This window comes from Sphingobium sp. DC-2, from assembly GCF_000722555.1.
Taxonomy (GTDB): Bacteria; Pseudomonadota; Alphaproteobacteria; order Sphingomonadales; family Sphingomonadaceae; genus Sphingobium; species Sphingobium quisquiliarum.
In genome coordinates this window covers 82,041-108,546 of the sequence record NZ_JNAC01000100.1, presented here as the reverse complement: position 1 = coordinate 108,546, position 26,506 = coordinate 82,041, and the positions used below count along the sequence as shown (strand labels likewise).

Annotated in this window: 28 protein-coding genes and 1 tRNA gene; 10 read left to right on the top strand and 19 right to left on the bottom strand. The window is 64.0% G+C overall.

The annotated features are described in order from the left end of the window. Window positions 1-50: 50 nt before the first annotated feature. Window positions 51-860, bottom strand: a complete 810-nt coding sequence (locus tag ET21_RS0118705; RefSeq protein WP_051768223.1) for a hypothetical protein — start codon at window positions 858-860, stop codon at window positions 51-53. A 58-nt stretch (window positions 861-918) separates the two neighbouring features. On the opposite strand from ET21_RS0118705, the gene ET21_RS0118700 reads away from it, so the two are divergent. Further along, on the top strand, window positions 919-1,191 hold the full coding sequence (locus ET21_RS0118700) for a helix-turn-helix transcriptional regulator (RefSeq protein WP_030540852.1): 273 nt from the start codon (window positions 919-921) through the stop codon (window positions 1,189-1,191). Window positions 1,192-1,593: 402 nt separating this feature from the next. On the opposite strand, the gene ET21_RS0118695 is transcribed toward ET21_RS0118700, so the two are convergent. Beyond that, window positions 1,594-2,196, bottom strand: coding sequence for an outer membrane protein (locus ET21_RS0118695; protein WP_030540851.1), 603 nt, complete (start codon window positions 2,194-2,196; stop codon window positions 1,594-1,596). Beyond that, window positions 2,193-2,450, bottom strand: a complete 258-nt coding sequence (locus tag ET21_RS28040; protein ID WP_162180714.1) for a hypothetical protein — start codon at window positions 2,448-2,450, stop codon at window positions 2,193-2,195. Before ET21_RS28040 ends, ET21_RS0118695 begins: the two co-directional genes overlap by 4 nt. A 59-nt stretch (window positions 2,451-2,509) precedes the next feature. Between ET21_RS28040 and ET21_RS28825 the strand changes: the two genes are divergently transcribed. Further along, the gene (locus ET21_RS28825; RefSeq protein WP_337587959.1) at window positions 2,510-2,680 is read left to right on the top strand and encodes a thermonuclease family protein; all 171 of its coding nucleotides are present in this window, start codon (window positions 2,510-2,512) and stop codon (window positions 2,678-2,680) included. A 196-nt stretch (window positions 2,681-2,876) separates the two neighbouring features. On the opposite strand, the gene ET21_RS0118685 is transcribed toward ET21_RS28825, so the two are convergent. Then, complete coding sequence (locus ET21_RS0118685; RefSeq protein ID WP_237751602.1) at window positions 2,877-3,500, bottom strand: Crp/Fnr family transcriptional regulator; 624 nt, start codon at window positions 3,498-3,500, stop codon at window positions 2,877-2,879. A gap of 512 nt (window positions 3,501-4,012) precedes the next feature. Here ET21_RS0118685 and ET21_RS27835 point away from each other — a divergent pair. Continuing rightward, the gene (locus ET21_RS27835) at window positions 4,013-4,453 is read left to right on the top strand and encodes a hypothetical protein (protein ID WP_156029288.1); all 441 of its coding nucleotides are present in this window, start codon (window positions 4,013-4,015) and stop codon (window positions 4,451-4,453) included. 14 nt (window positions 4,454-4,467) lie between these two features. Here ET21_RS27835 and ET21_RS0118675 read toward each other — a convergent pair whose 3' ends face one another. From ET21_RS0118675 to ET21_RS0118620, 12 genes are all read right to left on the bottom strand, one after another. After that, the gene (locus ET21_RS0118675; protein ID WP_030540848.1) at window positions 4,468-4,914 is read right to left on the bottom strand and encodes a reverse transcriptase-like protein; all 447 of its coding nucleotides are present in this window, start codon (window positions 4,912-4,914) and stop codon (window positions 4,468-4,470) included. 648 nt (window positions 4,915-5,562) lie between these two features. Then, a tRNA-Phe gene (locus ET21_RS0118670) sits at window positions 5,563-5,638 on the bottom strand. A gap of 51 nt (window positions 5,639-5,689) precedes the next feature. Continuing rightward, complete coding sequence (locus ET21_RS0118665; protein WP_030540847.1) at window positions 5,690-5,884, bottom strand: DNA gyrase inhibitor YacG; 195 nt, start codon at window positions 5,882-5,884, stop codon at window positions 5,690-5,692. Continuing rightward, window positions 5,874-6,863: a hypothetical protein gene (locus ET21_RS0118660; RefSeq protein WP_030540846.1), complete on the bottom strand. Its 990-nt coding sequence runs from the start codon at window positions 6,861-6,863 to the stop codon at window positions 5,874-5,876. The genes ET21_RS0118665 and ET21_RS0118660 overlap by 11 nt, the downstream gene beginning before the upstream one ends. 66 nt (window positions 6,864-6,929) lie before the next feature. Beyond that, complete coding sequence (locus ET21_RS0118655; RefSeq protein WP_030540845.1) at window positions 6,930-7,502, bottom strand: nucleoside triphosphate pyrophosphatase; 573 nt, start codon at window positions 7,500-7,502, stop codon at window positions 6,930-6,932. Window positions 7,503-7,514: 12 nt separating this feature from the next. Beyond that, a complete protein-coding gene (gene infA / locus ET21_RS0118650) occupies window positions 7,515-7,733 on the bottom strand; it encodes a translation initiation factor IF-1 (protein ID WP_003049127.1) in 219 nt (72 codons plus the stop codon). A gap of 59 nt (window positions 7,734-7,792) precedes the next feature. After that, complete coding sequence (locus ET21_RS0118645; RefSeq protein ID WP_030540844.1) at window positions 7,793-9,088, bottom strand: adenosylmethionine--8-amino-7-oxononanoate transaminase; 1,296 nt, start codon at window positions 9,086-9,088, stop codon at window positions 7,793-7,795. 62 nt (window positions 9,089-9,150) lie between these two features. Next, on the bottom strand, window positions 9,151-9,573 hold the full coding sequence (locus ET21_RS0118640) for a DUF4168 domain-containing protein (RefSeq protein ID WP_030540843.1): 423 nt from the start codon (window positions 9,571-9,573) through the stop codon (window positions 9,151-9,153). 185 nt (window positions 9,574-9,758) lie between these two features. Further along, complete coding sequence (locus tag ET21_RS0118635) at window positions 9,759-11,771, bottom strand: M13 family metallopeptidase (protein WP_030540842.1); 2,013 nt, start codon at window positions 11,769-11,771, stop codon at window positions 9,759-9,761. 115 nt (window positions 11,772-11,886) lie between these two features. After that, window positions 11,887-13,152 (bottom strand): DUF445 domain-containing protein, encoded by a 1,266-nt coding sequence (locus ET21_RS0118630; RefSeq protein ID WP_030540841.1) that lies wholly within the window; start codon window positions 13,150-13,152, stop codon window positions 11,887-11,889. A gap of 86 nt (window positions 13,153-13,238) precedes the next feature. After that, window positions 13,239-16,403: an efflux RND transporter permease subunit gene (locus tag ET21_RS0118625; protein ID WP_030540840.1), complete on the bottom strand. Its 3,165-nt coding sequence runs from the start codon at window positions 16,401-16,403 to the stop codon at window positions 13,239-13,241. Between the two features lie 52 nt (window positions 16,404-16,455). Further along, window positions 16,456-17,625 (bottom strand): efflux RND transporter periplasmic adaptor subunit, encoded by a 1,170-nt coding sequence (locus ET21_RS0118620; RefSeq protein WP_021237429.1) that lies wholly within the window; start codon window positions 17,623-17,625, stop codon window positions 16,456-16,458. 193 nt (window positions 17,626-17,818) lie between these two features. Here ET21_RS0118620 and ET21_RS0118615 point away from each other — a divergent pair, with 193 nt between their 5' ends. Then, window positions 17,819-18,067, top strand: coding sequence for a GlsB/YeaQ/YmgE family stress response membrane protein (locus tag ET21_RS0118615; RefSeq protein WP_021237430.1), 249 nt, complete (start codon window positions 17,819-17,821; stop codon window positions 18,065-18,067). Between the two features lie 76 nt (window positions 18,068-18,143). On the opposite strand, the gene ET21_RS0118610 is transcribed toward ET21_RS0118615, so the two are convergent. From ET21_RS0118610 to ET21_RS0118600, 3 genes are all read right to left on the bottom strand, one after another. Continuing rightward, window positions 18,144-18,398, bottom strand: a complete 255-nt coding sequence (locus tag ET21_RS0118610; protein ID WP_021237431.1) for a GlsB/YeaQ/YmgE family stress response membrane protein — start codon at window positions 18,396-18,398, stop codon at window positions 18,144-18,146. A 204-nt stretch (window positions 18,399-18,602) separates the two neighbouring features. After that, window positions 18,603-18,902 carry a DUF1153 domain-containing protein gene (locus ET21_RS0118605; RefSeq protein ID WP_021237432.1) on the bottom strand — a complete coding sequence of 100 codons (300 nt, stop codon included), beginning with the start codon at window positions 18,900-18,902 and terminating at the stop codon, window positions 18,603-18,605. Between the two features lie 108 nt (window positions 18,903-19,010). Continuing rightward, window positions 19,011-19,307 carry a hypothetical protein gene (locus ET21_RS0118600; protein ID WP_030540839.1) on the bottom strand — a complete coding sequence of 99 codons (297 nt, stop codon included), beginning with the start codon at window positions 19,305-19,307 and terminating at the stop codon, window positions 19,011-19,013. A 122-nt stretch (window positions 19,308-19,429) separates the two neighbouring features. Between ET21_RS0118600 and mnmA the strand changes: the two genes are divergently transcribed. The 6 genes from mnmA to ET21_RS0118570 all read left to right on the top strand — a co-directional run bounded on the left by mnmA (window position 19,430) and on the right by ET21_RS0118570 (window position 26,457). Continuing rightward, the gene (gene mnmA, locus ET21_RS0118595; RefSeq protein WP_030540838.1) at window positions 19,430-20,536 is read left to right on the top strand and encodes a tRNA 2-thiouridine(34) synthase MnmA; all 1,107 of its coding nucleotides are present in this window, start codon (window positions 19,430-19,432) and stop codon (window positions 20,534-20,536) included. 171 nt (window positions 20,537-20,707) lie between these two features. Next, window positions 20,708-21,373: an ATP phosphoribosyltransferase gene (gene hisG / locus ET21_RS0118590; RefSeq protein ID WP_030540837.1), complete on the top strand. Its 666-nt coding sequence runs from the start codon at window positions 20,708-20,710 to the stop codon at window positions 21,371-21,373. Then, window positions 21,363-22,652, top strand: coding sequence for a histidinol dehydrogenase (gene hisD / locus ET21_RS0118585; protein ID WP_030540836.1), 1,290 nt, complete (start codon window positions 21,363-21,365; stop codon window positions 22,650-22,652). Before hisG ends, hisD begins: the two co-directional genes overlap by 11 nt. A 28-nt stretch (window positions 22,653-22,680) precedes the next feature. Beyond that, window positions 22,681-23,127: a transcription antitermination factor NusB gene (gene nusB, locus ET21_RS0118580; protein ID WP_021237437.1), complete on the top strand. Its 447-nt coding sequence runs from the start codon at window positions 22,681-22,683 to the stop codon at window positions 23,125-23,127. Between the two features lie 41 nt (window positions 23,128-23,168). Next, the gene (gene thiL / locus ET21_RS0118575; RefSeq protein WP_030540835.1) at window positions 23,169-24,083 is read left to right on the top strand and encodes a thiamine-phosphate kinase; all 915 of its coding nucleotides are present in this window, start codon (window positions 23,169-23,171) and stop codon (window positions 24,081-24,083) included. A 250-nt stretch (window positions 24,084-24,333) separates the two neighbouring features. Continuing rightward, window positions 24,334-26,457 (top strand): sodium-translocating pyrophosphatase, encoded by a 2,124-nt coding sequence (locus ET21_RS0118570; protein WP_021237439.1) that lies wholly within the window; start codon window positions 24,334-24,336, stop codon window positions 26,455-26,457. The last annotated feature ends 49 nt before the right edge of the window (window positions 26,458-26,506 follow it).

Here is a 26,506-nt window from a genome sequence, read left to right as displayed (position 1 = left end):
CGCTGCCCGCTTCAAGGCACAACCATCGCGGTAACAATCGGGCGGTTACGCTATATCAACACTGCTTGCCGAATGTCGATCGTCTTAGAGACGCTCTTCTTTCTTATGCGAACGTCTTTTCCATTTAGCTGTGCGACGATGTCCTGCGGCAGCTGTCGCATTGTCATCCAAATGACAGAATCAAGTATGGACGCTCGCGCACCAACAGCCTTGGCAAATGCAAGATAGGCGGCCTCCATCTGCGCATAGTGGCGCTCCACTCGCCAGGCAGCGTCGAACAGCCCAAGCGAATGACAAGCGCGGATGATGTGCACGTCAAGGATCGACACCTCATCGCTATCGCGCCAGTTACGTACGATCCAGGATGCGGTTTTAAGGCCGATGCCCGATAACCCAACGAGCGCGTCACGCAGATCGCGGTCACCCGCGTCCACATCTATGTCTGTTAAGCCCCGCACACATAGCGCCACGTGGCGGGCTTTCTGCCGGGCGAACCGATAGCGGACAGAACGGCCCTTCACCTCCAACGGCACGGTCAAAAGCTCCAACACAGCCTGTTCTTCCTCCAACATCTCGGGCGGAGCGGTTCGTAATCGCTCATAGGCAGCCAAGCCGACTTCGGCCGGAATTCCATAGCCCCCGAGCAGACAGGCAAGCATTTCCTCACGCAGCGTGCGGCCCAATCGATAGTGTTCCGGGTCTTCTGTTTCCCACATCCAAGCCTGAGCCGTCCAGTAAGCTGGGGTGCCGATCTCCTCCGCGCGCCCCCATCGCAGCTGATGCCCGAAGACCCGGGTCGTCTCGGCAGGGAGCGTCAACTCGACCAGTTCGCCATCGCGATAGGAAAGCACTTGCTGCATTGACGAGCTCTTTAATGAATGCATATATGCATAATATGATGCATCTTGGTTTTATGCAATGACTGTAGTGATTCATGAGATCGAGCGAGTGCGGCTTGCAGCTCGGATTTCGCAAACTGAGATTAGCCAAATTCTTGGCGTCACGCAGGGGCACTACAGCAAGGTAATCAACGGAAAAGCCGATCTTTCGCGTAAGCTGGAAGAGCGCATGCGGTCATGGATCGGCGCGCAAGACGCAGGGGCTGAGACCTCGACCAGTCGGCGCATCAAGCAGCTTGCAGTGTCAATTCGTCAGCAATGCATGGAACTTATGCATTTGGCCGGACTCTGAGGCGAGATCGTCGATCGAGCGCCCAGTTAATAGCATGTAGAGTAGCGCCTTGCATGGGTCGCGTTGCGCCTCGACCATTTCGTGCGCAGTATGCCAAGTGCAGAAAAATCCAGCCACCGGCTCAAAACGGTAGGCTTAAGAGCATAGTGTCGGCGGCGCCTGTAGTTCACTCCTGACCGCCGGATAATCTTCCTCAGGCACGGCATGCTCGATGATCTACACGGGAACGTCAGGCACCGGTCTTGCGGCGAAAGCCCGACGCTCTTTTCGCTACTGCGACAGCAGGCAGCCTAACTGGCTGTAACCCTCAAACAATTTCTTCAGGTAACAGCAAAAGGGGCGGGAGATCGCTCTCCCGCCCCCGTGAGGTGTCCGGCGGACTGTGATCGCCGGACTTCGAAATCAGAAGCGGAAGCCGCCTACGACAGCAACCTGATGGCGCGACGGTTCGATAGCCACCCCGAAGTCATTGTTGGCGTCATATTCGCTGTAGCGATATTCGATGCGGGCGAAGGTCGAAGCCATGACATATTCGGCGCCAGCGCCGATGCGCCAGCCGTCCAGTTCGTCGCTTCCGGTGAAGCGGTCAACGCCGTCGTCATAGACAGCCTTCACCTTGGCGTTGGTGTAGCCACCTTTTGCGTACAGCAGAACGTTCTGGCTGACAGGGAAGCCGACGCGAGCGCCGATGTAAAGGTCGCGCGAAGCGCTGATCGAAGCTTCGTCACCCAGCACGAGCAGGTCGGACTGACGCTCCTTGGTAGTGCTGTCGGCGATTTCAGCTTCAACGCCGATAACGGCCGTTCCCAGATCGAAATCGTAACCGGCAGTCAGGCCATAGAGGAAGCCGTCCTTGGAGCCGCCTTCGTCTTCGACTTCCAGGCGAACCTTGTCGTAGCCGACGACTGCGCCGATCTTGGCTCCACCGAAATTCGATGCTTCCTGCGCGAAAGCAGGAGCCGAGATGGCCGACAGAGCAGCGGCAGCGATCACAAACTTCTTCACGGTATAATCCCCCTGATGTTTCTATGCCGATAAGGCACGGGGGCATTTAATCTGTGCATCCCAGCAGCATAGTATGGATCGGACAACCGCGTCATTTCAGATGAATCTTGTTGCACAATCGCTACATCAGACTCATTGATTGAATGATCCAGTTTCTTCTTCTGGCTGGCGCTGTCACCGTCGTGGATGGCGACACCATCCGGTTTGGCTCGGAACGCATCCGCTTGCTCGGCGTCGAGGCGCCGGAAATCCATGGCTGCCGACAAGGACGCGTTTGCGTGCCCCGCGATGGTCAGGCCAGCAAGCGCAGCTCGTGCAGATAATAGGCAGCGACGTTCGCCTGCAACGTATCGGGCAAGACTGTTACGGCCGAACGCTAGCGCAGGTATACGCCGGCGGACGCAATGTTGCTTGCGAGCAGCTTCGCCGGGGGCAGGCGCAATATGTCGCCAAGTGGGACCGAGACCAGCGACAATCATTATGATCGGCGGGGCGGGTGAGAGTGAAAAAACCGGTTTGGGGCTTGAAGACGACTTAGCCGGATAAGCTGCTTATCGCTGAAGAACTCTTGGTCGGAGTCGAGCGCCTCCATTTAAGGACCTGATTGTAGCCCCGACCAGTATGCAGCGGCCTCGATGAAGAAGAGGTTCACTTTCAAGGGCAGGGCATGAAGTTTGACATCAAGCTGCGATATGAAGGTAGTCGGGGGAAAAATCAGCAGTCTGCTTTAGCTGCTCCCAACCTGTAATGGTGATTTTGCCACCGTCTCTAGTGATCGCACCCTCTTCGCTTAACGACCTCAGCATCCGGTTGACGTGAACAGACGTAAGCCCTGTCGCGTCTGCAATCTCCACCTGCGTCATCGGCAGCGTGAATGCCGTCGGCGAGGCAATGCCCGCGGATTCAACACGCGCGACAAACTCACAAAGCATATGCGCAATGCGCTCCTTGGCTCCCCGTCGGCCGACGTTGAGGACCCATTCTCGAAATATCGATGCATCGACGAGACTGTCTCGCCAAAGCGCTCTGCCAATCGCAGGGTTCGCATCGATAAGGCTGCGCAAGGCTGTTAAGGGAAGAAATGCTAATTTCGCCGGCGAAATCGTCTGCACATTGTGATCAGCACGATCGAAGAGCAGATGCTGCAGATCCAAAATATCACCGGGTATATGGAAGGAAACTATCTGCCGTCCTCCATTCGATGCGATTTTGTTCCTACAGGCGTATCCTTCAAGCAAGAGGCAGCATTCTTCAATCCGCTGACCTTCGTATATTAGAGTGCTACCCGATGTCTTTTCCGACATTCTAAAAGGCAGTTTTTTGAATCGCTTGCACCTCTTCATCTTGAAGGGGGTGCAATCAGGCAACCTTCGCAATTAGACGGTCAAGGTCGGGCATGTAGCATTACCTTCCCCGGTTATGTTTCGACAACATAACAATGAGAGCATTTTCAGGTTTCTCAACATGCCCACGGAAAAGTGGCGTCCTGTAGTAATGGGGCAACCGGCACGGCGGCGGCGTTGCGGTAGGGTTGGGGAACCTTGCTCTAGTTTAATGCTGCCGCCACCAGTTACGATATGGAAACGAGCATGAGCTTAGCGACATGGGATGGCGGATCGATAACGCGCGTCATGTTGGTCCCGAGGCAATCACAGGCTTGCTGACAACAGGTGTTGTCCCCTTTTGATAGAGAGAAGTTGATTTCGCCTTTTCCGCCATGAGCGACGCCTAAGTGGGGATCAACTCTGACTTCCTTTTCAGGGCTTCGAAAACCGTCAGTGAATACGGGCAGTGAAATGACCGATGGACTGGCAAGTTGATAGCTTCAAAGAAAGGAAAAGAAATGAGAAGGTCTAAGCGCAATCGCTTTTCTCGCCTCCTGAATAATGCAAAGGAAGTGGCATCCCAAGTGACAAACAACCCAAATCTAGCTGAGGTAGCAGGGTTAATTATTCTCCTTAATGAATATGCCTCATCCAAGTCAGATGCTTCTTGGCAAAAGCTAAAGGCAGCTCCAATGCCAACTGGCTTTCTCCATTCCAAACTGATCGGACCGTCAAAGTTTCACCTGAATGGACAAGTGTTCCGCACCGATGGAAGTCCGATCGAGCCTTGGATGATCGCCCAGCAAGCTGAAGCAATGTGTACCTGCAACCCGCAAAAGATGGATTGGCTGGGGGTCGATTTTCTACCGACGGCTGACAAGGGTATTCTTCAGCTTTCAATGAGATGTTCTCCGGCCGTGGAGGAAGGCTAATCCGGCACTCCATTCTAGACATGGGCCAGATGCTTTCTCTGTCTTTGTATTTTAGCAAGCTCCCTGCCAGCTAAATTTTTTTGCCTAGGCACGTGAGCCCAGGTGAGAGAGCACACTATACCCGCGCAGTCGAAAACACTCCTTAGTTCTTCGATTGCCCGCCTGAACAGGGGTGCGGAAGGCAACCTATCTCGATAGTTCATGTAGTTGATGACATTCTGATTATCGCCGATCAACGCGACCTTGGTGTCGCGAGTCAAGTTGAGACTCTTGATCTGCAATACGGCCCGGATCGCGGCATGCGCTTCTGATACATTGTTGCAGCCTTCTATCCTCATGTTGTAATGGCGCACCGCTCCAGCAGGATCAATGACAACGGCATCCTTCACCAGGTCGCCTACACTCCCTCCTCCGTCGAAGTAGAAGGTGAGGGAGCGCTGGGCAGAAAGTTCACCTTGCATCAGCAGGCAGTAGCGAGCGACGTGTTATGAACCGGTAAAATTCGAACCGTCGATCAGCCACCAATTTGATCTGGTAGCATTGCAGTTCTCCGGGATCTGACGACGGTCGAATCGCCCCTCGCGGCTAATGAGCGCTGCCTGATCGAGTTGATACACATCGCTTAATCGGGTCGTAAAGTCAGGGGAACCGCTGTCGTTCAGTGCGGAGCTCAGCTGAACCCCCGCTTTTTGTGGCAATGAAGAGCGAAGCAATCGATGATGTTCGGGCTAGTGCAATAGCCAACGATTTCACCCTCCCGCCGATCCAAACGAATCGCAGGACGATCTCATCGCAGACACCTCCCGCGGATAACGGCCTTCGCTTATGGCGTTCATCCGCTGCTCTCGGGCTGAAGCGCACGGGTGAGCCGATCATTCGAGACAAAACGAAACGAATATCGAGCACTGCACGGGCAGCTTGTGGCGGCAGATTTCATGTCAAAGCGGCGCAAAGCCGAAGTGGGACGATAAAGCCAGCTAACCTTTAAGCCGCGGGACTGGCCAAGCCAGACCTCGTTTCAGAGGTAAAAGCGTTTATCTGGGTCGGAGGAAGCCACTTAGCGTGTCAACGGCGCGACTTAGTGGGTCTGGTCAGGAAAAAAGAACAAATGGTGCCCGGGGACGGAGTCGAACCGCCGACACTGCGATTTTCAGTCGCATGCTCTACCAACTGAGCTACCCGGGCACGGGCGCCGGTGAGAATGACCGGCGGCGTTGAGAGGCGTGCCTATAGGCATCAATCCGGGGGGCTGTCCACCCCATAATCATCGCTTTTTTTCATCTCGTCAGCGGTGGGGGTGCCGGGGACGCGATAGCCTTCGCCCAGCCATTGCAGCAGGTCGCGATCGCGGCAGGCCTTGCCGCAGAAAGGGCGCGTGTCAGGATGCGCTGGCTGGCCGCAAATCGGGCAGGAGGAGGCTTTAGGCGACATGGCCCGCCGATATGGCAAGGCCGGGGTCCGCCTTCAAGGCGGCCGCTCCGCCGCGGCGGCGGGCGAGCTGTTCGGTCCAGGCCGCCGCCTTGTGCAGGCGGCCGATGATGGCGGGAGCGGCGGTGATCGTCACCGGGCCGCCATTACCGTGGCGTTCGGCGCGGCGGAGCAGCGCCAGCGCGGCCGTTTCGACCGGATCGGCCCGCAGCAGTTCCATGAGGTTCATGCGTTCGCGGCGGCGGATGATCTGGATGAAGCCGAAGCCGTTGACGGCCGTGCGTTCGAAGGGAAGCGGCAGATATTTGTCGATCTGGGCAGAGGCTGTGGCGCGCTCGTCCTTATTGTTCATGGTCGGCAGGTCGATGCCGATCGAGCCGGTGAGCCCAAGGCGGCGGATGGCCTGCGCCGCCAGTTTCGCGCCCTTTGGGCCGAGCTTTGCAGGCGGGAGCGACCCATCGACGTCGATCAGGATCATCGCAGGCGTCGGAAAGATGCGCAGCGCCGCTTCTTCCGTGCCAATCTCGCCGGAGATCGCTTCTTCCATCAGTTCGCTCCAGCCATGGGCTTCGAAGCGGTCCTCTTCATGCGCGGGGCATGGGATGATGGGCAGGCCGGTCGCGCGCAGACGCTGGAGCAGGCTGGGCGCGGGATGCGCTTTGGAGCCGGGCTGGGCGATACGGGCCTTGGCGAGCTTGGCGCGGCCTTCCTCCGGGATGGCTTCGCGCAGGATGTCTAGCAGGACGGTCGCCCCCTCCGCGATCTTCGGCGGGATAGGCTCGACCAGCACTTCCTCGCCGGAGATCAGGCGGGCGATGCCGCGCTTCTTCGGGATCACGGTGCGGACGAGTTTGCCTTGCATCACCGATCCGGCGCGGGCGGCGTCGCTGTCGCGTTCGATCTGCGCTTCGACCAGTTGGCCCTTTTCGATCAGCGCGGCGCGAGCCTCGCCAATGCCTTCTTCATAAAGCCATTCGGCCATGTAGGTCAGTCCTGTTCGGTCGTGATTCCAAGCGGGGAAATGTGTGCCATTTCCCTCGAAGCCGCTCTAGTCCAGTGGATAGCCCGCTGCCTTGAGCAGCGCGCGGGTTTCGTAAAGGGGCAGGCCCATGATCGCGCTGTGGCTGCCCTGAATGGCGCGGATGAGCCCGGCGGCGCGCCCCTGTATCGCATAGCCGCCCGCCTTGCCCTGCCATTCCCCCGACGCGACATAGGCGTCGATCTCAACGCGATCGAGGCGCTTGAAGGTGACGATGTTGCTGGACAGGCGGTGGCGCGCCCTGCCCTCGGCATCGATCAGGGTGATAGCGCTCAGCACGCGATGACGGCGGCCAGAGAGGAGTTCGAGGCACTTGCGCGCTTCTGCTTCGCTCTCCGCCTTGGGCAGGATGCGGCGGCCTGCCGCCACCACGGTATCGCCCGACAGGATGAGCGCGCCGGGATGGCGGGCGGCAACCAGCGCGCCCTTGTCAGCAGCCACCCGCGCGGCATAGACTGCGGGCAGTTCGCCCTTCAAGGGCGTTTCGTCGACATCGGCCGGGTCCACCGCATCGGGAGACACGCCGATCTGGCCCAGAAGGTCGCGCCGTCTGGGAGAAGCCGAAGCGAGGATGAGCCGCATGCGAAAGGCGGCTTATTTGAAGCGGTACGTGATCCGACCCTTGGTCAGGTCGTAGGGGGTGAGTTCCACCAGCACTTCGTCGCCCACCAGCACGCGGATGCGGTTCTTGCGCATCTTGCCAGCGGTGTGGCCGAGGATCTCGTGATCATTTTCAAGCCGCACGCGGAACATGGCGTTGGGGAGAAGCTCCACAACCTGTCCGCGCATTTCAAGCAGTTCTTCTTTTGCCATAATATCCTGGAAAGCCGAAAAATCGCGCCGCCATAGCGCCAAAAAGCACAAATTGAAAGTCAGGCCGGTATTGCAAAGGCATCGCCCGCTTGCGCGAGGGCTGCGAAGATCAGATCGAGCTGATCTGAATCAAGGCAATAAGGCGGCATCAGATAGATGGTGTTGCCAAGCGGCCGCAGCAAGATGCCCCGGTCCAGGAAAAATGCGCGCAGCCGTGGCGCCAGATCGGACAGATAGCCGGCATCGGCGGTGACGAGATCGATCGCAGCGATCGCGCCGAGCTGGCGCGGGTTTTCGAAGGCGGGGCGACCCGCAAGCGCGGAGAGCCGCTGCGCCATTCCTTGCGACAGGGCAGCAATGCGCCCCAGAACATCTTCTTCGCGCCAGATGGCGAGGTTGGCGGCGGCCGCCGCGCAGGCGATGGCGTTCGCGGTGTAGCTGGATGAGTGATAGAAAAGCCGCGCCCGGTCCGTGGAATAATGAGCGTCGAAGATGCGGGACGTGGCCAGCGTCGCGGCGAGCGGAAGCGCGCCGCCGGTGATCCCCTTCGCCACCGCCATGATGTCGGGCACGACCCCGGCCTGTTCGCAGGCGAAAAGCGTGCCGGTGCGGCCCCAGCCGGTCATCACCTCGTCAGCGATGAAAAGGACATCGTGCCGCGCGCAGATCGCCGCCATGTCGCGCAGCACGGCGGGGGCGTAGATGAGCATGCCGCCCGCGCCCAGCACGAGAGGCTCGACGATCAGGGCAGCGGGCTTTTCCGGCGCGGTGCAAGCAGCCTCCAGCGCGGCGAGCGTCTCCCCTTCCCTGCCCGGATGCGGGAAGGGGATGGTGCCGACGTCAAAGAGCAGCGGCGCCCAGGCGGCGTTGTAGACTCCCCGCTCGCCGATAGACATCGCGCCGATCGTGTCGCCATGATAGCCATGTTCGAGGACGAGGATGCGGTGGCGCGGGGCGGACAGGCCGTCCAGCGCGCGATTGTGCCAGTAGCCGAGCGCCATCTTGAGCGCCACTTCCACGGCGGTGGAACCGCTGTCGGAAAAGAAGACGCGCGACAGGGCGTCCCGGCCTTCCGCGCGGGGGGCAAGCTCGACGAGACTGCGCGCCACCTCTTCGGCAGGATCGTGGGTGTAGCCAGCGAAGATGAGCTGATCGAGCGCCTGCGCCTGGGCGGCGATGGCTGCGGCGATGCGGGGGTGGCAATGGCCGTGAGTCGTCACCCACCAGCTGGATATGCCGTCGATCAGGGTGCGGCCATCTTCCAGATGCAGGACAGCGCCTTGCGCGCGGACGACTTTGGGGATGGGTTCGCCCAGGCCATGCTGGGTGAAGGGGTGCCAGATGGGGGAGGTCATGGCCGGACGCTTAAGGTAGCAAGCGCGCCGGGCCAAGCACCTCCCTCAATGGAGCCGCGATATTATTGCGGCTGGGCAGGGCTCGCCGGGGTGGCTTGCGTTGCCGGAGCCGCAGGCTGGGCCGGAGCAGCGGGGGCTGCTGCCTGGATGCGCTGCTGAAGCGCCGGGTCGGTGGCGGCTGCCTGGCCAATGGCGTTGAACTTTTCAGGCGCGATGCCCGAAGCCTGCAATGCGGCCAGCATCTTGGGCTGCTTGTCGGCTTCCGAGATCGTCGTGTCCGACTGGATCTTGGTGACCGCCACTGCGGCGGCAGCGAATTGCTTGATGTCGGCATCGCTGTAGGTGGACGCGCCAGCCGATGGAGCCGCTGGCGTCGCCGGGGTCGCGGGCGTGGCGGCCTGCTGGGCGAGCAGCGGAGCCGAGGCGAAAAGGGCGGCCGACGCGAGGCCAGCCTTCAGGAACATAGAGGAATGGAAACCCGTCAACATGCTTCTCCTTAGCTTTACTGCCCCCCAAGCTGGGAAAGAGAGAAGCCGGGATAAAGGCCGTTCCGGCGAGTCGTGGCATATGGAAGATGGCAGGCGGGCGGCCATTCGGCTGATCCGCCGAGGCCAACGCCCTGCCGCAACGGCGAATCGTTGCGGCAGGGAAATGGGATCGGGCGGCTAGATCACCAGATTTTCACCCGGTCCTGCGGCGCAAGAAAGATCTTCCCGCTGGGATGGGGTTTGAACGCCGCATACCATTCATCGAAATTGCGGACGGTGTTGGCCCGGAATTGCGACGGCGAATGCGGGTCCGTGACCAGCCGCTGGCGCAGATTCGGCTCGCGATAATTGCGCCGCCACACCTGCGCCCAGCCCAGGAAGAAGCGCTGATCGCCGGTGGTGCCGTCGATCACCGGCGCGGGCTTGCCGCCCAGCGAGGCGTGATAGGCGTCCAGCGCGACGGCAACGCCCGCCAGATCGCCGATATTTTCGCCCAGGGTGAAGGCGCCCTTCACATGCGCGCCGGGCAGCGGCTCATAGGCGTCATACTGCTTCACCAGCTTGTCCGTCAGCGCCTTGAATGCGGCGACATCGGCATCGCTCCACCACTGGTTGAGCTTGCCGGTTTCGTCATATTTCGCGCCCTGATCGTCGAAATGGTGGCTCAGTTCATGCCCGATCACCGCGCCGATACCGCCATAGTTGACGGCGGGATCGGCATGAGGGTCGAAAAAGGGCGGCTGCAATATGGCGGCTGGAAAGACGATCTCCACCATGCCGAAATCGGCATAGGCGTTGATCTCCATGGGCGTCATCTGCCATTCCCAGCGGTAGATCGGCTTGCCGAGCTTGCCCATTTGATAGTCGAACTCATGGGCATTGGCGCGCTGCGCATTGCCGTAGAGATCGTCCGCCTTGACGGTGAGTCCGCTATAGTCGCGCCACTTGTCCGGGTAGCCGATCTTGGGCGTGAAGGCGGCCAGCTTCTTATGGGCGCGCGCCTTTGCGGCATCGCTCATCCAGCTGAGGCCGTCGATGCGGCGGCCCATGGCGGCGATGACATTCTTCACCAGCTGGTCCATCGCCGCCTTGGTTTCGGGCGGGAAGTAGCGGGCGACATAGAGCTTCCCCACTTCATCGCCCATCGCTTCCTTGACGAAGCCGACGGCGCGCTTCCACCGTTCCTCGCGCTGGGGCGTGCCGGACAGGATCGTGCCGTAAAAGGCGAAGTCGGCATCGGCGATCCGGTCGGGCAGATAGGTCGCATAGGCATGGAGGGCGCGGAGCAGCAGCGCATCCTTGAGCACGCCGAGCGGGGCGTTGGCGATGAGCGCCGCTTCGCCCGTCACCGCGCTGGGCTGGGACACGAGCAGGGTGGCGGGGTTCAGCCGGTTAGCGGCGAAATAGCGGGTGAAGTCGAAGCCTGGCGCGCTTTTCTGCAAATCGGCGAGGGTCATCTTGTTATAGGTCTTGTCGGCGTCGCGGCTGTCGACCTGGGTCCAGTGGACCTTGGCGATGTCGGTTTCGAACGCCATCAGGGCGGCGGCGCGCGCCTTCGCATCGCTTTCGCCCGCCAGGGTCAGCATCTGTTCCAGATGCGCGAGATAGGCGGTGCGGATGGCCGCCATCTTCTCATCCTGCTGGAGGTAGAAGTCGCGGTCGGGAAGGCCGAGGCCGCCCTGACGCAGGATCAAGGTGTAGGTTTCGGGGTCCTTGTCATCCTGCCCGACATAGAAGGCGAAGGGTCCCGATATGCCCGCGCGGGCAGCTTCCGCTGCGGCGCGCGCATAATCGGCCTTGTCCCGGATCGCCTTCACCCGCGCCATCCAGGGCTGCACGGGGGCAAGGCCCCTGGCTTCCACCGTGGCGGCATCGAGATAGCTGGCATAGGCAAGGCCGATGCGGCTGGAGCGATCCGCCTTCGCACCTTCCAATATGCCGCGCGTCCGTTCGCGCGACAGATCGTCCAGCACGTTGAACGCGCCATAGTTGGACTTGTCCGGCGGGATCGGCGTCGCCTTGGCCCAGCCGCCATTGGCGTGGAGGTAGAAGTCGTCGCCCGGCTTGACCGAAGGGTCCATGCCCTTCGTGTCGAACCCGTAGCTGCCATAAGCGGGCCTGGGCGGATCGGCCTGCGCGATGGCGGCGCCCAGCGTCAGCGCGCACGCCGCCGCACCGAGGAGGATAGTTTTCATGAAAGCGTCCCTTGCTTTGTCCGAGCCTGTGAATTGGCCCAGCAGCAGGGGCGAAGTCCATGTTGTTTGTCGAAAAGCCGGGAGTTTTTGAGGATGCCGCGGACCGCCGCGCCGGTCAGAGCAGCGTGTCCACAGTGTGTATCGCAAGCCCGACAAGCCCGCCGACCAGCGTGCCGTTGATGCGGATATATTGAAGATCGCGGCCCACGGCATTTTCCAGGCGGCTGGTGACGGTTCCCGCGTCCCAGCCGCGCACCGTTTCGCTGACCAGCGTCACGATCGAATCTCCATAGGCCGCGGTCGCGCCCACCGCCGCCCGCCGCACGAAGCGGTTGACCAGCAGCCGCAGCCGGGCATCTTCCTGCAAGGTGCCGCCAAGCTGCCTGAGCGCCTCGCCCAGGCGTCCGGCCATCGCTTTGCCGGGGTCGCGCACGGCGCGCAGCAGGCCCGACCGCGCCTGTTCCCACAGGCCGTCGATCCAGCGCTGCATCGCCGGATTGTCCACGATCTCGTCACGGATGCGCGCCACCCGCGCCTGCATGGCGGGATCATGCTGAAGGTCGTCCGCCAGCCTGGCCATCCCCTCCTCCGCCTTCTGCCGCAGGCTGTGACCGGGGTCGGCCGCCATGTCCGCCAGCAAGCGCCGCAGCCCGTCGATGATGGCGTTGGCGACATTTTCATCAAGGCCGGTCCAGCGCAGGATCTTCCCCGATCGTTCGTGCACCATCTGCCGCACCAGATGGTCGTTCGCCTCCAGCGTGCGGTCGGCCCAATGGATGATGCCGTCCATGACCGGCGCATGGCGGCCGTCGCGCATCGCCGCCTCCAGCGCCTGACCGATAAGGGGCGCGAGGTTCATCGCCCGCAGCCGCTGGGCGATCGCGCCCTTCACCATGCCGCCCAGCCGTTCCTGGTCCAGCGCCTCCAGCATGTCGGCGGCGAGCCGGGTCGCGCCTTCGCGGAGCCGCCCGTCGCCGCCGGAGGGGCTGGCGAGGAAGCGCCCAGCCGCGCCCGCGACGTCCAGCCGCTGCATCCGCCGCGCGACCACGGCGGGGGTGAGGAAATTGTCGCGCAGGAACAGCGCCAGCGTATCGCCGATCCGGTCCTTGTTGCGCGGGATGATCGCCGTGTGCGGGATGGGCAGGCCCAGCGGGTGGCGGAACAGGGCGGTCACGGCGAACCAGTCGGCAAGGCCGCCGACCATCGCGGCTTCGGCAAAGGCCTGCACGAAGGCGATGGCGGGGTGAAGGTGGACGGTTGCACGGGCGGCGATGAACAGCAGCGCCATGGCGAGCAGCATGCCCGTCGCCACCATCCGCATCCGCCGCGCCGGATGAACAGGGCCGCCGGCGGAGGGCAGGGATGCGGAAAGCAGCTTCATGGCCGACCAACGGTTACGCCGCCGTTTCGTTCAGGCAAGCACTTCTTTTCGCATGAAGGCATTCTTTCCCGCGGCGGCGCGCCGATTCATTCCGCCGGATGAGTGACGCCCGCATGGGCGCTGTCGTCCCCCGGCTTGTAGGTCAGGAAACGGCGGCCGAGGCGCGGGCCGATCCATTCCTCTATCCCCAAGGCGAGGCTGAACGTCGCAGGGACGATCACCAGCGTCAGCACGGTGGAGAGCAGCAGGCCGCCGATCACCGTGATGCCCATGGGCGATCGCCACGCGCTGTCGCCGCCCAGCGACAGGGCCGTGGGCACCATGCCCGCCACCATGGCGACGGTGGTCATGACGATCGGCTGCGCGCGCTTGTGGCCCGCATCGACGATCGCTTCGAAACGGGGCACGCCCTTCTGTATCTCCTCCAGCGCGAAATCGATGACCAGGATCGAGTTCTTGGCGACGATGCCCAGCAGCATCAGCAGCCCGATCAGCACCGGCATGGAAATGGGATGGCCGGTCAGGTGAAGGGCGATGGCGCCGCCCAGCGGAGCGAGCAGCAGCGACCCCAGATTGACGAAGGGCGGCATCAGCCGCTTGTAGAGCAGGGTCAGCACCGCCAGCACCAGCAGGATGCCGGAGACGACCGCGACGACGAAATTCTTGACCAGTTCCACCTGCCATTTGGCTTCGCCGGTGGTGATCTTCTGAATGCCGGGGATCGCGCCGTCATTCACCGCCTTCATGGTGGGCAGGGCGTTGATCTTGCCCATGGCCTGGCTGCTGACGATGCCGGGCGCGAAGTCCGCGCCCACGACGATGCGGCGGGCCTGGTTGTAGCGGCGGATTTGCGTCGGCCCAGCGCCGAATTCGATGTCGGCGACGACCTTGAGCGGGACCGATCCGCCATTGACGGTCGGCACGGGCATGTTTTCGATGGTGGCGATGTCGCGGCGGCTATCCTCCGCGACCGAGACGCGGATCGGGATCTGGCGGTCGGACAGCGAGAATTTGGCGCTGTTCTGGTCGATGTCGCCGATCGTCGCGACGCGGATCGTCTGGCTGAGCGCGGCCGTGGTGACGCCCAGGCTGGCGGCGAGGTCGAAACGCGGCTTGATGATGATTTCCGGGCGGCTCATGTCGCCCTGAACGCGGGGCGCGCGGATTTCCTTGACCCCCGCCATCTCCGCCACCAGCTTGTTCGCGGTCCGCTCCAGCAGGTCCGGGTCCTCCCCGCCCAGCATGATGGTCACGTCACGGCCAAAGCCGCCGCCCGCCTGCGACTGGAAATTCACCCGCGCGTCGGCGACCTGCTGGAATCTGGGCGCGACCTTGCGTTCCCATTCGACCGAGGTCATCGGCCGGTCCTTCTTCAAGGTCAGGTAGATGTCGGCGCCGGTCGTTTCGATATCGGAGAATGCGGCATCGACCACCTGCCGTTCGGCCACCAGCATGTCGGCGATCCGCCGGGTGACGGCCGTGGTCTGCTCCAGCGTGCTGCCGGGCACCATTTCGATCTTCACCTGGCTGAAATCGGTGTCGATCGACGGCTGGAACGCCATGGGAAGCGTGCCGAAGGCCAGCAGGGTGGACAGGAAGGCGAGGACGCCGATCCCCACCGTCCAGATGCGATGGTCGCGCAGCCATGCGCTGAACCGCGCCCGGCCGCCGCGCGCCCGGTGCGCGATCGCGCGGCGTTCGTCCAGCGACCAGCGCAGGACGGACATATAGACGTCCATCAGCCAGCCTTCGCCATGGCTTTCCTGGCCATGCGCTTTCAGGAAATAGGCCGCGACCATGGGAGTGATGAGGCGCGCGACCGCGAGGCTGAGCAGCACGGCGACGACCACGGTCATGCCGAACTGGATGAAGAACTGGCCCGATACGCCGGGCATCAGGCCGACCGGCAGGAACACGGCGACGATCGCCATGGTCGTCGCCAGCACCGCAAGCCCGATTTCGTCAGCGGCGTCGATCGCGGCCTGATAGGCGCTTTTGCCCATGCGCATGTGGCGGACGATATTCTCGATCTCCACGATCGCGTCGTCCACCAGCACGCCCGCCACCAGACTGAGCGCCAGCAGGGACGTCATGTTGAGCGTGAAGCCCATCATCTCCATGAACCAGAAGGCGGGGATGGCGGACAGGGGAATGGCGAGCGCGGCGATGATCGTCGCGCGCCAGTCGCGCAGGAACAGGAACACGATGACGACGGCCAGCACCGCGCCTTCGATCATCGCCTGCATGGCCGAATGATATTGGCTCTTGGTGTAATCGACGGTGCTGAAAAGCTGCTTGTAGCGGACCTTGGGATTTTCCTTGCGCAGCTTGTCCAGGACCTTCTGGGCTTCCTCGTACACGGTCACGTCAGACGAACCCTTCGCCTTTTCCAGGCTGAAGCTGGTGACCTGCCGCCCGTTCATCAGCGACAGGGACCGCTGTTCGGCGTACATATCGCGCACATTGGCGAGATCGGCGAGCTTGACGGTGCGGCCGCCCGGAATGGCGATCTGCGTCTGGCCCAGCGCATAGGCGTTGCGGGCGTTGCCGAGCACGCGGATGGCCTGTTCCGCGCCCGCAATCTCCGTCCGGCCGCCCGCGCTGTTGATGTTCACCTGCTGCAATTGCTGGTTGACCTGGGCAGCGGTGACGCCGTGCGATTGCAGCTTGGCCGGGTCGAGGATGACGCGGATTTCCCGGCTGACGCCGCCGCCGCGCTTGACCGCCGCCATGCCGGGCACCGCCAGCAGCCGCTTGGCGATGGTGTTGTCGACATACCAGGAAAGCTCCTCCAGCGTCATGTCGGTGGCTTCGGCGCTGAAATAGGCGATCGGCCCGCCTTCGATGTCGAGCCGGGTGACCTGCGGTTCCAATATGCCTTCGGGAAGGTCGCTGCGGATCTGGTCGACGGCGTTCTTGACGTCATTGACGGCGCGGTCGACGGGCGTGCCGATCTGGAATTGGACAACCGTCATCGATTGCCCTTCCGACACGACCGAGGTGATTTCATCGACCCCGCTGATGCCGCGCACGGCCGCTTCCACCCTCTGGGTGACCTGGGTTTCCAGTTCCGGCGGCGCGGCGCCGGGTTGCAGCACGATCACCTGCGCGACCGGAAAGCTGATGTCCGGCTGCTGGTTCACGTCCATGCGCATGAAGCTGACCAGCCCGGCGAGCAGCAGCGCGGCGAACAGCACGAGCGGCGACACGGGGTTGCGGATGGCCCAGGCGGAAATATTGCGAAAACTCATGACGGCTTCCTGCCCCTGTTCCACCCTGCGCGCCGGAAAAGCGCGCTCACGATCAGCCTGCCTTGCGCACTTCGGGCCTGACCTTCTGGCCAGGGGCCAGGAAGGCGCCCGCCGAGAGCACCACATGCTCCGTGCCGGTCAGGCCGCTGGTGATCGCGACTCCCTTGTCGGACACCTGCCCGATTTCGACATCGCGGCGCACCGCCTGATTACGGCCGTCCACGATATAGACATAATGCCCCTTCGCATCAGTCTGCACCGCCGATTCCGGCAGCATCGGCGCTGTCGCCGCGCCGCTGACGATCGTGGCGGAGGCAAAGCCGCCCGGCCGGATCGCGCGATTATAGGGAATGGCGATGCGGGCGATGCCCTGCCGCGTCTGCGGATCGACAACCGGCGACACCTGCCAGATCCGCCCGGCGATCCTTTCGGTGCTGCCCACCGGCGTGACCGTTGCCTGATTGCCGGGGCGCAGCCGCGCGAGATCGCCTTCGCTGACCTGCGCCAGCATCTCCATCGCGCCGTCCCTGGCCATGCGGAAGAGGACGCCGCTGCCTGACCCGACGATCTGGCCGGGCTCGACATCGCGTGTCAGCACCAGACCCGCGCCGGGCGCGCGAATGTCCAGGCGGCCGGTGCGGGCGCGCTGTTCGGCGAGCTGGGCGGCGGCGACGTTCACCCGCGCATTGGCGGCGTCGCGCGTGGCGGTGCGCTGATCGATATCCGCCTGGCTGATGAAGCCGCGCTTCACCAGCGCCTTCGCGCGGTCGAGCTGCGCCTGCGCCAGCTTGGCGTCGGCGCGGGCAACCTCCACCTGGGCGGCGAGCGAGCGGATCTGCTCGCTCTGCACGGAACGTTCGATCACCGCCAGGACCTGCCCCGCCCGCACCCAATCGCCCGGCTGCACCAGGACCCGCCTGACCTCGCCCCCTTCGCCGACCACGCCCACGGGCATTTCCACCCGCGCGGCGAGCGATCCGGTGCCGCTGACCGTCTGTTCCACCATGGACTGGCCGGGGACGATGACGGTGACGACCGGCGCCTGCTCCACCGCGGCGGCCGGTTCGCCGCCCTTGCCGTGCAGGATCGCCCATGCGGCGGCGGCGATCAGAAGAATGGCGATGGCCGCGCCGATCATCAGCCCGCGCCGGCGTGGACGCGGCTGTTCCTCGCCGAAGACGTGCGCGGGGACATCCCCGGCCAGCTGAGTCTCGTAATTCATCCTGCTCCATCTTCCGGCGGGGCTGCCTGAAATGCCGGGCTGTATTATATAAATATAGCACCTAGCTCAAGCCTCAATATCATCCTGCCGGGCGGCGCGGCAACATCGTTGCGCAGGGACAAGGACAGGCGCGCGGCTTGCCAAGGGCGCGCCGATATGGCGCTATGCGCGCGGCGAAGGGGGGAGAATGGGGATGGACCTGCTGGGATGGATCATCATCGGCCTGCTCGCGGGCGCGGCCGCCAGGCTGGTGATGCCGGGACGCGATCCGGGCGGATGCGTCGTGACGCTGCTGCTCGGCATCGCGGGCGCCTTGCTGGCGGGCTATGTGGGGCGGATGACGGGGGTGTATGCGCCCGGTGAAAGGGCGGGCTTCATCGCGGCGGTTCTGGGATCGATCGCGGTGCTCGCGCTCTACCGCTGGCTGGGGCGGCGGGGCTGACGCGCGGCGCAAACGCGAAAAAGGGCCGCGTCGCCAAGGACGCAGCCCTCTTTACCCGCCAGCTGAGCTGGATCAGTTAGCGAACCGATCCGCGACGCACCAGGTTGACGATGGCGAGCAGCACGATGGCGCCCACCAGGGAGACCAGGAAGCTGTAGAGCGTCAGACCGTCATTGATCGATCCGCCGCTGAATATCAGGCCGCCGATGAACGCGCCGACGATGCCGACGACGATATTCAGAAGGATGCCCTGCTGCGCATCCGTGCGCATGATCATGCTGGCGAGCCAGCCAATGATGCCGCCAACAACAAGCCACAAAATGATACCCATCTCACACTCTCCTTGGACCAGCGCCCCCAGCGGGTTGGCTGCCCTATTCAACGGAGAAGTCGGCTTCGCGTTCCCGAAAATGTTTCTGGCAGGGAAACGATTTGCGCGCGCGGGGGCGGGCGGCGGAGCGGTGCGCATGAAAAAGGCCGCCGGAACATCGCCCGGCGGCCTTCCATGCCATTCATCGCCCGGAAGGCGCGGGCTTCAATATTTCTGCTGCCGTTCGTAGAGCGACTTGTAATATTGAATGCGGGTCACGCGCAGGCCGTGCATGCCCGAACGATCCACCGCGCGCTGCCAGCCGGCAAATTCCTCCAGCGTGAGCGAATAGCGCGCGCACGCTTCATCCACAGTCAGAAGGCCACCGTTGACGGCTGCGACCACCTCGGCCTTGCGGCGCACGACCCAGCGCGTCGTGTCCACTGGCGGCAGGCTGTCCAGCGTCAAGGGTTCTCCAAGCGGCCCGACGACCTGAGCAGGCCGGATTTTCTGATTTTCTATCATTCTCACCCTCAAAAAGCGGCACTGGCGTTGCCTGAGTTCAGCAGCGGCCACCGGTATGCGCATCAGCCCTGAACATCGGCTAAAGCGCCACGGTAAACGCCCCCTTCATCATCCTTGTCCCACTCTTAAATGCTCTGCGATCAACGGGTTAAAGCTGCCCGTCGGCCGTACGGCGTCGATCATGCCGCTGGAACGGGGCGCGAAGATTTCGGCCAGTTCCTGGATCCAGTCCTCCTGCCTTTCCTGCCCCCGCAGGACCCCGGCCACGGCCTGGGCGGTCGGGCTGGCCGCCTGCGCCGCTGCCGAAGCAGCGCGCAGCATCGGCCAGACCGGCGCGTGCGGCCGGGCGGCGGGTCTGGCATGAGCGGGTTTCAGCCCGCCTGCCCTGAGGAAGCTCAGATCCATGGGGGCCATCAGTACCGGCGAAAGGATAAGGTCCGGTAAACTCCGCCCGCCGTTCCGGCATGAACCGGGATCACGCGGAATCCCGCTGGAATGCTGGCGCGCGCGCGCCTATATGCGCGGCCATGCTGCCCCAGTTCCAACTGCCAGAGCCGCTGTCGCAGCGGCGGATCGTCGTCGCCATGTCGGGCGGAGTCGATTCGAGCGTCGTCGCCGCGCTGGCCGCGCGCACCGGGGCGGAAACCATCGGCGTGACGCTGCAACTTTACGATCATGGCGCGGCGGTGGGCCGGACTGGAAGCTGCTGCGCCGGGCAGGACATCCGCGACGCGCGCGCCGTCGCCGACCGGATCGGCATCGCCCACTATGTCTTTGATTATGAAAGCCGCTTTCGCGATTCCGTGATCGCTGACTTCGCCGACGAATATATGGCGGGCCGCACGCCCATCCCCTGCGTCAAATGCAATATGGGGGTGAAGTTCACCGACCTGTTCCAGATCGCCCGCGACTTGGGCGCCGATTGCCTGGCGACCGGCCATTATGTGCGCCGGGTCGAGGGGCCGGACGGCGCGGAACTGCACCGCGCCGCCGATCCCGCGCGGGACCAGAGCTATTTCCTGTTCGCGACGACGCAGGCGCAGCTCGACTATCTGCGCTTTCCATTGGGGGGAATGCCCAAGCCGCAGGTGCGCGAGATCGCGGCCGAACTGGGGCTGGCGGTGGCGATGAAGCCCGACAGCCAGGACATCTGCTTCGTGCCGGACGGCGATTATGCGAAGATCGTGCGCAAGCTGCGCCCCGATGCGGACGAAAGCGGCGACATCGTCCATGTCGATGGCCGCGTGCTGGGCGCGCACAAGGGGCTGATCCATTATACGGTCGGCCAGCGCAAGGGGCTGGAAATCGGCGGGCAGGCCGAGCCGCTCTATGTCGTGCGGCTGGATGCGGCAGGGCGGCGCGTCATCGTCGGGCCCAAGGCGGCGCTGGCGGTGTCGGCGGCGCGGCTGGAGGATATCAACTGGCTGGGCGGCGGATTTGCAGGGCCGCTAAGCGCCAAGGTACGGTCGATGGCGAAGCCTGTGCCCGCGCGGCTGGAGGGCGGCCGATTGGTCTTCGCCGCGCCCGAATATGGCGTCGCGCCGGGGCAGGCGGCGGTGCTCTATGCGGGCGACCGGGTGCTGGGCGGCGGATGGATTGCGGAAACGGAAGGGGCGTTGGCGGAGGTGGCGTGAGACGACCTTTCCTCTGCCGGGCGTGGGCCGGTGGAGGGAAGCAAGCTGGCGTTGCGCATCCTCCCCTCCACCATCCGCTTTGCGGATGGTTCCCCTCCCGACGCTTCGCGCAGGGAGGATTAGATGGCGAACCTTGCCCTTTCTTCCCCTGCCAAGTAAGGCGCGCCGGTCATGACTCGTCCCCTCACCTTCGCCATTCCCAAGGGCCGCATCCTGGAAGAAGCGCTGCCGATGCTCGCGCGCGCCGGTATCGAGCCGGAGGCGGAGTTTCATGACAAGAAAAGCCGGGCGCTGCGCTTCGCCACCAACCGGCCCGGCATCTCGATCATCCGGGTGCGGGCGTTCGACGTCGCCACCTTCGTCGCCCATGGCGCGGCGCAGATCGGCATCGTCGGATCGGACGTGGTGGAGGAATTCGATTATTCCGAGCTTTATGCTCCGGTCGATCTGGACATCGGCCATTGCCGCCTGTCGATCGCCGAGCCGGTGGGCCTTTCCGATGAGGATGAGGCGGCGATGAGCCATGTGCGCGTCGCCACCAAATATCCCCATCTGACCCGCAAATATTATGAAGCGCGCGGCATCCAGGCGGAATGCGTGAAGCTGAACGGCGCGATGGAGCTTGCGCCTTCGCTGGGCCTGTCGCGGCGCATCGTCGATCTGGTGTCGTCGGGCGCGACGTTGAAGGCGAACGGGCTGGTCGAGACGCATGTGATCATGCCCGTGTCCGCGCGGCTGATCGTCAATCGCGCCGCCTACAAGATGCGGTCGGCGGACCTGACGCCGCTGGTTGAGGCGTTCCGCAAGGCTGCTGCTGGAGGCAAGGATGCCGCTTAGGCTGGACAGCCGCGACGCGGATTTTGCCGCCGCCTTCACCGCGCTGGTCGATGCGCGGCGGGAAGCGGACGAGGATGTGTCGCGCGACGTGACCGCGATCCTCAAGCGCGTGCGCGCCGAGGGGGATGAAGCGCTGGCCGATTATACCAGCCGGTTCGACCGCCACGACCTGAACGCCAGCGGCTGGGCGGTGAGCCCGGCCGAGTGCCGCGCGGCGCTGGACGGCATTTCGCGCGAATTGCGCGATGCGCTGGAACTGGCGGCCGCGCGCATCACCGCCTATCATGAAAAGCAGAAGCCGCAGGACAGCGACGGCACCGACGCCGCCGGGGTGCGGCTGGGCGCGCGCTGGCGGCCGGTGGATGCGGCGGGGCTTTACGTGCCCGGCGGCCGGGCGGCCTATCCCAGTTCCCTGCTGATGAACGCCATTCCCGCCAAGGTTGCGGGCGTTTCGCGCATCGCCATGGTGACGCCGACCCCCAATGGGGAGATCAATCCGCTGGTGCTGGCGGCGGCGAGCATCGCGGGGATCGAGGAAATCTGGCGCGTCGGCGGCGCGCAGGCGGTGGCTGCGCTGGCCTATGGCACGGGCCGGATCAGGCCGGTGGACGTCATCACCGGCCCCGGCAATGCCTGGGTCGCGGAGGCCAAGCGGCAGCTTTACGGCGTGGTCGGCATCGACATGGTGGCGGGCCCGTCCGAAATCGTCGTGGTGGCCGACGGCAGCAATGATCCCCGCTGGATCGCGGCCGACCTGCTCAGCCAGTCAGAACATGATCCGACCAGCCAGTCGATCCTGTTCACCGATGACGCTGCTTTCGCCGACGCGGTTGCCAAGGCCGTGGACGAGCGGCTGCCGCTGCTGTCGACGCAGGCGGTCGCGGCCACGAGCTGGGCGAACAACGGCGCGATCATTCTGGTCCGGGACCTTGAAGAGGCGATGCCGCTGGTCGACCGGCTGGCGGCCGAGCATCTGGAGCTTGCGGTCGATGATCCAGACGCATTGTTCGCGCAGGTCCGTCATGCAGGATCGGTGTTCCTGGGCCGCATGACGCCCGAAGCGGTGGGCGATTATGTCGCTGGACCCAACCATGTGCTGCCGACCGGCCGCCGGGCGCGCTTTTCGTCGGGGCTGTCGGTGCTCGACTTCATGAAGCGCACCAGCTTCCTGAGCCTCGACAAGGGGGCGATCGGGGCGATCGGCCCTGCTGCGGTTGCGCTGGCGGAGGCGGAGGGGCTTCCGGCGCACGCGGCTTCGGTGGCGTTGCGGCTGGGATAGCGAAAACCGAACGGAATAGAAGACGCTTATGAACGAACGCTCCAAATCCCGCTCCGCCGCGCGCCTTGCCGCGGTTCAGGCGCTTTATCAGCTGGAGATGGAGGGCACGCCGCTCGCCGCGCTGCTGCATGAATTCCACCAGCACCGGCTTGGCGCGACGATCGAGGACGTGACCTATGCCGATGCCGAGGAAGCTTTCTTCGACGATCTGGTCACGGGCGTGGACAAGCGGCGCGAGGAGATTGACGGGCTGGTCAAGGCGCGGCTGTCGCAGGGATGGAGCCTGGAGCGGCTGGACAAGCCGATGCGGCAGATATTGCGCGCGGGCAGCTATGAACTGATGGCGCGCAGGGACGTGCCGACCGCCACCGTGATCAGCGAATATGTCGATGTCGCCCACGCCTTCTACGACAAGCGCGAGGCGGGGTTCGTCAACGGCCTGCTGGATGCGGTGGCGAAGGATGTGCGCAAGTAGAGGCGGCGTGCTTCCGCGGTGAGCAAGAAGGGAGCCAAGTGATGTCCGCTGAATCCCGCTTCCTCACCCTGCTCCGCCTGCTTGCGAACGATCCGGCCGCGCGTGGCTTGCAGGACGATGCGGCGCTGCTGGAAATGGGCGGTGCGCGCCTGATCCTGACCAGCGACACGATGGTGGAGGGGGTGCATTACCTGCCCGCCGATCCGCCCGCCGATATCGGGTGGAAGCTGGCGGCGGTGAACCTTTCCGACCTCGCCGCCAAGGGCGCGAGGCCGGTGGGATGCCTGCTGAACTATGCGCTGTCCGGCGACGATGCGTGGGACGCGGCCTTTCTTCAGGGGCTGGGGGAAGCGCTGAACCGCCATGCCATGCCGCTGCTGGGCGGCGATACCGTGCAGATGCCCAGGGGCAGCGCGCGCTGCTACAGCCTGACGGCGATCGGCGAGGCTGCGGGTCCGGTGCCCGCGCGCAGCGGCGCGAAGGCGGGCGACCGGCTGTACCTGACGGGCCCGGTGGGCGATGCGGGCGCCGGGCTTGAGCTGTTGCGCGCCGATCCCGCCGCGTCGGGGCCCTTGGTCGAAGCCTATCGGCGGCCCCGCCCCTGCCTGTCCGAAGGCGCGCTGCTGAGCCCGCATGCGCATGCCATGATGGACCTGTCGGACGGCCTGCTGATCGACGCCGCCCGCATGGCGGAGGCGAGCGGGGTGGCGCTGGTCATCGATCATATTCCCCTGTCCCCGGCATTCGAGGCGGCGCGGGGCGCGAGCACGGCGGTCCAGATCGCCGCCGCCAGCGCTGGCGATGATTATGAGCTGCTCTTTGCCCTGCCCGCCGGAGCCGCGCCGCCGGTCCGCGCGATTCCCGTAGGGACGTTCGCGCCGGGATCGGGCCTGACGCTGCGCATCGATGGCGTGCCCGTGCCACTGCCCGAGCGGCTCGGCTGGGAGCATGGCTGAGCGGCCCGCCGCAACGTCTTGATTCATGTCAGTTCCGTAACCGCTTGACGCGGGCGGTCCGCCCTGTAGCTTGCCCCCGATCCCATTCTCAGCCGGTTGGACCGCTACTATGCGAGACCTGCGATGCTGATTGACGCGGTGCCCGATGCCGGACGCATGGAGTCCGGCCGCCCGCCTATGCGCCATTCGCCCGCCCGTCATTCCCTGCGGAGCGGCCGATGACAGGGATAACAGGGGGAGAGGAACATCCATGCAGATTGTCTATATCGCCATAGGGTGCGGGCTGCTGGCCCTGCTCTACGGCCTATTCACCAGCCGTCAGGTGCTGGCGGCCTCCGCTGGCAACGACACCATGCAGGCGATCGCGGGCGCGATCCAGGAAGGCGCGAAGGCCTATCTCAGCCGCCAATATATGACCATCGGGATGGTCGGGGTGGTGGTCGCCGCGGTCGTCTTCATCTTTCTGGGCGCGACGTCCGCCATCGGCTTCCTGATCGGCGCGATCCTTTCGGGCGCGGCGGGCTTCATCGGCATGAACATTTCGGTGCGCGCCAATGTGCGCACGGCCGAAGCGGCGCGCGGCACGCTGCAAAGCGGATTGACGGTCGCCTTCCGGGCGGGCGCGATCACCGGCATGCTGGTTGCGGGGCTGGCGCTGCTCGCGATCAGCCTGTTCTTCTGGTATCTGACCGGACCTGCGGGCCATGCGCCCGACGACCGGCTGGTGATCGACTCCCTTGTCGCTCTGGCTTTCGGCGCGAGCCTCATTTCCATCTTCGCGCGTCTGGGCGGCGGCATCTTCACCAAGGCGGCGGACGTGGGCGCGGACCTTGTCGGCAAGGTGGAGGCGGGCATCCCGGAGGATGACCCGCGCAATCCGGCCGTCATCGCCGACAATGTGGGCGACAATGTCGGCGACTGCGCGGGCATGGCGGCCGACCTGTTCGAAACCTATGTGGTGACGGTTGGCGCCACCATGGTGCTGACGGCGCTGCTGGTGACGGGGGTCGACAATGTCTTCCTGCAACGGCTGATGGCGCTGCCGCTGATCGTGGGCGGCGTGTGCATTATCACGTCGATCATCGGCACCTATATGGTCCGCCTTGGTTCCAGCCAGTCGATCATGGGCGCGCTCTACAAGGGGTTCTGGACCACGGCGATCCTGTCCATCCCCGCCCTTTACGCGGCAACGGCCTTCACGCTGGGCGACATCGACGCGCGTTTCGGCACCGATCTGGAAGGATTGGGCGGCTATACGGGGATGGAGCTTTTCTGGTCGATGATGGTCGGCCTTGCGGTGACCGGGCTGATCGTCTGGATCACAGAATATTATACCGGCACCAATTACCGCCCGGTGCGCAGCATCGCGCGGGCGTCGGAGACCGGCCATGGCACCAATGTGATCCAGGGCCTGGCCGTCAGCCTGGAAGCGACGGCGCTGCCGACGCTGGTGATCGTGGTCGGCATCATCGTCGCCTACCAGCTTGCAGGGCTGATCGGCATCGCCTTCGCCGCGACGGCCATGCTGGCGCTGGCCGGGATGGTCGTGGCGCTGGACGCCTATGGCCCGGTCACCGACAATGCGGGCGGGATCGCGGAGATGTCGCACCTCGACGACAGCGTGCGCGTCAAGACCGATGCGCTGGACGCCGTGGGCAACACGACCAAGGCGGTGACGAAGGGCTATGCCATCGGCTCTGCGGGCCTTGCGGCGCTGGTGCTGTTCGGGGCCTATACGGAGGACCTGAAATTCTACAATTCGGCGCTGGGCCTTACCGAGCCGGTCGATTTCAGCCTGTCCAACCCCTATGTCATCGTCGGGCTGCTGCTGGGCGCGCTGCTGCCCTATCTGTTCGGCGCGATGGGGATGACGGCGGTCGGCCGCGCGGCCGGTGACGTGGTCAAGGATGTGCGCGACCAGTTCGCCACCAACAGCGGCATCATGGAAGGGACGTCACGCCCCAACTATGCCCGCACGGTGGACCTGGTCACCCGCGCCGCGATCAAGGAGATGATCATTCCTTCGCTGCTGCCGGTTCTCGCGCCGATCATCGTCTATTTCGCGATCTCCGCCGTGGCGGGAACGCCCAACGGCTTTGCCGCCCTTGGCGCGCTGCTGCTGGGTGTGATCGTGTCGGGCCTGTTCGTCGCCCTTTCCATGACATCGGGCGGGGGCGCGTGGGACAATGCCAAGAAATATATCGAGGATGGCAACCATGGCGGCAAGGGGTCCGAAGCACACAAGGCGGCGGTGACCGGCGATACCGTGGGTGATCCCTACAAGGACACGGCGGGTCCGGCCGTCAATCCGATGATCAAGATCACCAATATCGTCGCCCTGCTTCTGCTCGCCGCGCTGGCGCACGGGGGCTAGATCCTGATCATGCCTGAGTGATCGTCACACCGCTTCTTCGCTGACGTCG